8 protein-coding genes are annotated in these 6,083 nt (G+C 43.4%); 6 read left to right on the forward strand and 2 right to left on the reverse strand.

What is annotated here, in order from left to right; translation table 11 throughout:
- Nucleotides 1-76 precede the first annotated feature (76 nt).
- The 6 genes from yabP (at nucleotide 77) to QVO88_RS03540 (ending at nucleotide 3,099) form a co-directional block, all read left to right on the forward strand.
- Nucleotides 77-349 (forward strand): sporulation protein YabP, encoded by a 273-nt coding sequence (gene yabP / locus QVO88_RS03515; protein WP_022287142.1) that lies wholly within the window; start codon nucleotides 77-79, stop codon nucleotides 347-349.
- 221 nt (nucleotides 350-570) lie between these two features.
- Complete coding sequence (gene yabQ / locus QVO88_RS03520) at nucleotides 571-1,020, forward strand: spore cortex biosynthesis protein YabQ (protein ID WP_022287143.1); 450 nt, start codon at nucleotides 571-573, stop codon at nucleotides 1,018-1,020.
- Nucleotides 1,021-1,133: 113 nt separating this feature from the next.
- Nucleotides 1,134-1,493 carry a septum formation initiator family protein gene (locus QVO88_RS03525; RefSeq protein WP_022287144.1) on the forward strand — a complete coding sequence of 120 codons (360 nt, stop codon included), beginning with the start codon at nucleotides 1,134-1,136 and terminating at the stop codon, nucleotides 1,491-1,493.
- A gap of 66 nt (nucleotides 1,494-1,559) precedes the next feature.
- Nucleotides 1,560-2,114 (forward strand): S1 RNA-binding domain-containing protein, encoded by a 555-nt coding sequence (locus QVO88_RS03530; protein ID WP_022287145.1) that lies wholly within the window; start codon nucleotides 1,560-1,562, stop codon nucleotides 2,112-2,114.
- A 32-nt stretch (nucleotides 2,115-2,146) separates the two neighbouring features.
- A complete protein-coding gene (locus QVO88_RS03535) occupies nucleotides 2,147-2,410 on the forward strand; it encodes a DUF4321 domain-containing protein (protein WP_022287146.1) in 264 nt (87 codons plus the stop codon).
- A 17-nt stretch (nucleotides 2,411-2,427) separates the two neighbouring features.
- Nucleotides 2,428-3,099: a hypothetical protein gene (locus QVO88_RS03540; protein WP_022287147.1), complete on the forward strand. Its 672-nt coding sequence runs from the start codon at nucleotides 2,428-2,430 to the stop codon at nucleotides 3,097-3,099.
- A gap of 165 nt (nucleotides 3,100-3,264) precedes the next feature.
- Here the strand turns inward: QVO88_RS03540 and QVO88_RS03545 are convergent, their stop codons facing one another.
- Entirely contained in the window at nucleotides 3,265-5,031 is a 1,767-nt protein-coding gene (locus QVO88_RS03545) for a dynamin family protein (RefSeq protein WP_022287148.1), read from the reverse strand.
- Nucleotides 5,024-6,013 (reverse strand): M48 family metalloprotease, encoded by a 990-nt coding sequence (locus QVO88_RS03550; RefSeq protein ID WP_022287149.1) that lies wholly within the window; start codon nucleotides 6,011-6,013, stop codon nucleotides 5,024-5,026. Before QVO88_RS03550 ends, QVO88_RS03545 begins: the two co-directional genes overlap by 8 nt.
- Between the last annotated feature and the right edge of the window lie 70 nt (nucleotides 6,014-6,083).

The following is a 6,083-nucleotide window of genomic DNA, read 5'->3' on the forward strand; positions in this document are numbered from 1 at the left end:
TATAAAACGTTTTCAGAGAAATATTTTTACACGGAGCGAATATACATAGATAAGAAAAATATCAGGGGGTGCTTTTATGAATGATACTCAGGGCAGGCACAATGCCATTCTTGAAAACAGACAGCGTTTACAGCTTTCGGGCGTGACGGACGTTGACAGCTTTGACGAGGATGAGATAAGGCTTTTCACACAGCTTGGAGAGCTGACGATAAAAGGCAAAGACCTGCACATAAACGAAATAAGCGTTGAATCGGGAGATGTTTCCGTGGAGGGAGATATCTGGGCTTTGGTTTATGGAGAAAAGGACAGAAAGAAAAAGCTCTCGGCGATAGGGAAGATATTCAGATAACATATGTAAGGGCGACCTTAGGTCACCCGTTGGCTGACCGCTAATTGTGGTCGGTATATCCGCATTTTTGTTGGATAGCTATTCACCGAAAAAACTGCGAACAGGCGGGCGAACGCTGTTCGCCCCTACAAGTGGGGGGTGTGTATTCGGGCGGTTTTTAAGCCAAAAGTATATGCAATGTCATTGCACAGTGCAAGAGGTCGGAGAAAGGGGAAAGATAAATGAAAGAAATGCAACTGGGGCTAGAGCTTGAAAGGGAGCTTTTTCTGCTGTCTGTGGTTCTGGGCTGCGGGCTGGGGCTTTTATATGATATTTTCAGGGTATTCAGGGCGGCTTTGCCACACGGGAAGATACTCACCTTTTTTGAGGATATCATTTACACATTTCTTTACGGCTTTGCACTTTTCACATTTTGCACCGGGCTGACGGGGGCTATAAGAGGGTTTGTTTTAGTCGGTATGCTAACAGGCTCTGTGATAGAACATCTTACTGTAGGAAACGCTGTTATATCCGTGATGAGGAGCCTTTTTTCGATCATCAGAAAACTATTTGCTAAAACGTTTTCGCCTGTGGTTAAATTTATTACCAAAAGAACAGACGGTTTCAGGGACTGTTTTGTGAAAAAGTGCAAAATTTCCTCTCTGCGAAAAAAAACTTCTAAAAGCACTTGAAAACTCTCTTTTGATTAGTGTATAATAGAAAAGAGTATAGGTAACGCCTCATGACAGTTATTGGGGTATTGCTTATGGAAAGGTCGGTTTTGTAATCAAAAAAGGAGTACGCAATGCTAGGTTTTAAAAATAAAACGTCCGAAACGGCTGACGCTGAAAAGGACGCTGCTAAAAAAAATCCAAAGCCGAAAAGATCAAGATTTGTTAAGCTTCTGACTATTTTTGCTGTTGCCGCTCTTGTTGTTTATTCAGGGGTGATTATCATCTCACAGCAGGCGCAGATAGCACAGCTCAGAAAAGAGTCAGACGCTATAAATAAAAAGATAACCGCCGCCAAGCAGCTCAATGATGAATACACAAGGCTGCTCAGTTCTGACGATGAGGCGGAGTATATGGAGAAGATAGCTATTGAAAAGCTGGGCTATGCTTATCCTAATGAGCGCAGATTTTATATTGTAAACAACAGCGACTAAGGCAAACACGGTCTTTTGACCGTTCATATAGCAGAATTTTTATTGCAGAGAGGACACAAAAATCAAATGCAGCTTGAAGTAGGAAAAATTTATGAAGGAAAAGTAACAGGTATCACAAAATTCGGAGCATTTGTGGAGCTTGACAAGGATACGACAGGAATGGTCCACATCTCGGAGGTTGCGAACACATTCGTAAACGAGATAAAGGATCATCTTACCGAGGGTCAGACCGTCAAGGTAAAGGTGCTTAATTTAGGCGACGACGGAAAGATTTCGCTTTCCATCAAGAAGGCTCAGCCTGCGCCACAGAGAAAGCCAAGAGAGAACGGTCACCAAGGTGGCAGAGAGGGCAGACCTAACGGTGGTCAGAGAAATTTCAACCGTCAGGGAGGCAATTCTCAGGGCAGACCTAGAAACGACTATAACAGGGATCACAACAGAGACAGAGCGCCACAGGATTTTGCTAAAAATCCGCCTCCGGTATACAATGCTGACAGCAATTCAGGAAACGCTGATTTTGAGGATATGCTCAGCAAGTTCAAGGCGTCAAGCGAGGAGAGATTTTCTGATCTGAAAAAAGTCATTGACAACAAGAGAAAATCTCCGTCAAGAAGAAAATAGATACCGATACATAAAACAGAGGATATTCAGTCATGAAAAATTTCAAAAAGACTTTTGCGTTTATATTTTTCATGCTGGCAGGAATAATACTTGGTGCGTTCATAGCTTACGTCTGTGAGGGCAAGGATTATGTGGGCTGGCTTGCATGGGGAAAAAATGTAGGCATTGAAAGCTTTGCTATAGACCTGTATGTGATAAAATTCAATATAGGTCTTATGGTCCATGCAACTATCTCGCAGATATTCACTATTGCTGCGGCGCTTATAGTGTTCTCAAAGACCTGCAAGGGGCTTTAAGGAGAGTAAATTTTAAAATGAGATTTCTAAAAACAGCAGCAGTAGCTTTGACAGTGGCTGTCTGCCTTTTATGCACTTCCTGCGGTACGCCTGAGCTAAAGCATGACACATTGGTATATCAGGCAAGGGAGGACTATGCGGCGCTTGACTCCGCAAAAGTCGTTATAACCAACGAGGACACTGGTGATATCGAGCAGGAGTTCACTTTCAAGTATGACGAAAAGGATGTGCTGACCTATTCTTACTACGCCAAGAACGGTGGAAAGGAATACGCTCAGTATAACAACGGAATCGAGAGCTACACTTATGATAACGGAGAATACTCACATTTGGTAAAGGGCGACAAGGGCTTTTCAAAGTACACAAGAAAGGCAAAGCACCCACAAGCTGACGAGGGTATGCTGATGTTTGCACCGAAAGCTGTTGAGTCTGTTTCTGACATTATCGGTGATGACGGCTCTGTTACTGTGACGTATGTTTATGACGTTTCAAAGCTAGGAAAGGACGCTGAGGAGATAGGCACAAAGGGCTTTTCCACAACCTATTTTTTCGATAAAGACGGTGAACTTGAATACTTCACTGAAAACACTGTCACAAAGAACGCTCAGTACAACTATCGTGTTGACATAACAGAAAGAAACTCTGTTGACAAGATAGAAAACAATGTTGAGCAATACAAAGACAAATAATTTACCGCATACAAAATGTAGCGGCGACCTGAGGTCGCCCGTTGATTTAATACTTTTTTAGACATTCCAAACAGGCTGCAAAAACAGCCTGTTTTTTTGTCAAGAAGCATATTTACGCCATTATCAAAAAAACGCCCCAACTTAATGGGACGTTTTTATTTTTTGTTATAATTTGCTCTCTGCCAGTATCCTCTGTGGCTCGGCAAGCATTTGCTTTGCTTCCACAAGGGTCTGCCTTATCTCGTCATTATCATAAACCATCATGAGCTGCTGAGCCTGATTGAGGGCTTCTCTGCCCATTTCCACCTGATACTGATAAAGGCTGTCGAGCCTTGCGGCTGCCTTTGTTTCAAGGTCCTGATAAACTGTCTTTATATCCTTGACGATATTATTTCTTATATCATCATAGTTTTCAAGAGCGATATCAATTATATCGGTCTGCTTTTTCTTTTTAAGGATAAGGCTGAAAACTGACATTGTGGCAGGAGGAAAGGTTTCGCTGGTGCCAAAAAGCTGAACGCCCATAACAGAACGTGTTACGTTCTTGTTCAGGGAAGTCATTATCATTTCCACTGACGGAGCCTTTGCCGCCTTTGAAAGATCGTCTATGCCAAGAGCGGAGGCAAGTTCTCTGCCTGTGCCTTCCACTATCTCGGCTATCCTATCTCTATGGCTCTCGATACAATTTCGATATGCTTCGCCCACCTTTTCCATAAGGAACGAATAGAAATGCTTTTCTATATCCTCAGAGCTGTAAAGGTCGTTTCCGTCTGCGTCTTTTCCACGGCAATCCAAAATGCTTGCTCTCAACTTTGAGAAGAACTCATACATCCAAGCTTCGGCTTCCTGCTGCATTTCGATAATAGAAAGGTGCAAAGCAGGCTTTTTCTCCTCCAGAGCCTTTGAAAGCTTTTCACACTGCTCCTCAAACTCTTTTGCTCTGTCGGCAAGCTTCTGCTTGTCAAGCTCTGCCATATCGCTTATAAGTCTAAGCTTTGCGGCTGTTTCGTCGCACATCTGCGAGAGCATTGTAAGAACACGCTTTGAACGTATAACGTCCTTCTGCATGATTATATCACGCTGCAAAGACAGCTCGAACTGGAAAAACTGAGTTTCGTAAAACTCTCTTGTACCCTTGTCCAGCGGTCTTTCTCTGCCAAGCTTTCGGCTAAGCTCGTCTGCACCGCTTATGCCGTATACGATAGCGTTAGGCACTATCCTTTCGGATATGTTTCTCACACGCTTTAGTATTTTATCAGCGTCCTTCTGAGAGCTCATTGCGTCTATCATATTCACGAGGATATAGAGCATACCAAATCGCTGAGGCTGGACATGGCTTGCAAGGAACAACTGCTCGCTTTCAGAAAAAGGCAGCAGGCATGACGCTGCATACATGATAGCGTCGGCATTGACAATATAATCCATTACCTGCTTGTCAAGGCTCTCCAAGTCAGAAAGGCCTGGGGTATCCACTATCCTTATCTCTTTGAGTATAGGGGCGTTGTCCTTTATCTGAACATAGCTTATTTTTGCAGGGAAAAGCTTCATTCTCTGCTCAAGCTTTTCTCTTGTAATATCCTCCAGCGACAGCGGCACTCTCATGCCGTTTTCAAGGATAGCTTCCACATACTGCGTATGACCGAAAGATATCTCGTTTATAGTATAAGTTTCAGGTGTAACGTTTATAGGTGCAAGCTCCTTGCCCAGCAGGGCGTTTATAATGGTGCTTTTTCCCCTTTTGAACTCGCCAAGTATGACCAGCGTGAAAGGCTCTTCGCTTTTTTTCTCGATAAGAGCTTCCCAATCGTTCATTTCGCTGACAAAATCCTTGCCGAGCATTTTCGCTATCTTTTCATTTTCAACAAAGGCTTTAAGAGCGGTCTTTACCTGTGCAATATTCTGCTCCGCTGTATTGATATTAGCACTATCCACCTATCACGCCTCCGTTTCCGATTATAATACTGCTGCGCACATCACATATCTGACCTGAAACAAGGTGTCTGTCAGAATCCTCTGCATCGCCACGCCATTCATAAAGAACTGAGCAATACAGAAACTCAGTAGCTGCGACAACAAGCTTTTCAAGCTCGCTCATAGTATTATCTGTTTTCAGATTTCTTGAAGAAACTGCATGGACGCTCTCAGCCTTTTTGATAAGTCCGTCGGTATCCATATTCTTCTGCTGTCTGCCATAAAAGTCGATATAGCCCTTGTTATAAAGCCCTGTTATGACGCTTATGAACATTCCCGGCTTATCGAGGCAGATAATGCCTGCTCTGTTTGCAGTTATATCAGCATACTTCACCCACTGAACAAGCGCTGTATAAAGCTGATTGTTCACGGTCTGCTTATATGACCTTTCAACTGGTCTGTAAGTATACTTATTGTAATTGAGATATGTAAATGCCATATTATAGGCACAATGATTGTTCTGTATTCTTCCACACTCGCAGCCTATAAGGAACATAAGCTCCTCCTTGCTGCACATTTCCACTACCTGCTTTGAAAGCACGATACAAGGCTCGATGATATCACTTGCCACAGAGTAGACCTGTGCTTTATCCATATCCCCTCTGACAAAGACGATAGGCACAACAAGCTCTAGCCGCTCGGCACACTTCTTCACAATGTCATAGATATCAGGATATTTAAGCGGGCCAACCTGCTCGCACTTAAGAAACAGGTGCTTTGCTTCGGCAGAAACGTCCTGCGAGCCTGCCGCCTTGACGAGCTTTCCCCAGCCCCCAAGTCCCATTATCTTCTGCCTTACGGCAAAATCGGACTCAAAAGCATAGTCAAGCACGCCGTCAACTATATGGTTCTGATAGCTTCTTGTATAAGCGTTCAAATATGTGCGGAAGCTTGTGTCAATCTGTAGCAGCGGATTTTCCCTTTCCGTTGTATTTGTACTCATGACCTGTCCTCCCTTGATCCTAAAATAATATTTTTATATGACCGTCAGCTTTCCATAGCTTCGGTAAGCA

This window comes from Ruminococcus sp. CAG:57, assembly GCF_000435935.1.
Taxonomy (GTDB): Bacteria; Bacillota; Clostridia; order Oscillospirales; family Ruminococcaceae; genus Hominimerdicola; species Hominimerdicola aceti.

What these genes read in the sequence shown, in the direction of transcription:
- yabQ (WP_022287143.1), top strand. Translation starts at nt 571, where the DNA reads ATGAAAGAAATGCAACTGGGGCTAGAGCTTGAAAGGGAGCTTTTTCTG.
- QVO88_RS03535 (WP_022287146.1), top strand. Translation starts at nt 2,147, where the DNA reads ATGAAAAATTTCAAAAAGACTTTTGCGTTTATATTTTTCATGCTGGCA.
- QVO88_RS03525 (WP_022287144.1), top strand. Translation starts at nt 1,134, where the DNA reads ATGCTAGGTTTTAAAAATAAAACGTCCGAAACGGCTGACGCTGAAAAG.
- QVO88_RS03530 (WP_022287145.1), top strand. Translation starts at nt 1,560, where the DNA reads ATGCAGCTTGAAGTAGGAAAAATTTATGAAGGAAAAGTAACAGGTATC.
- yabP (WP_022287142.1), top strand. Translation starts at nt 77, where the DNA reads ATGAATGATACTCAGGGCAGGCACAATGCCATTCTTGAAAACAGACAG.
- QVO88_RS03550 (WP_022287149.1), bottom strand. Translation starts at nt 6,013, where the DNA reads ATGAGTACAAATACAACGGAAAGGGAAAATCCGCTGCTACAGATTGAC.
- QVO88_RS03540 (WP_022287147.1), top strand. Translation starts at nt 2,428, where the DNA reads ATGAGATTTCTAAAAACAGCAGCAGTAGCTTTGACAGTGGCTGTCTGC.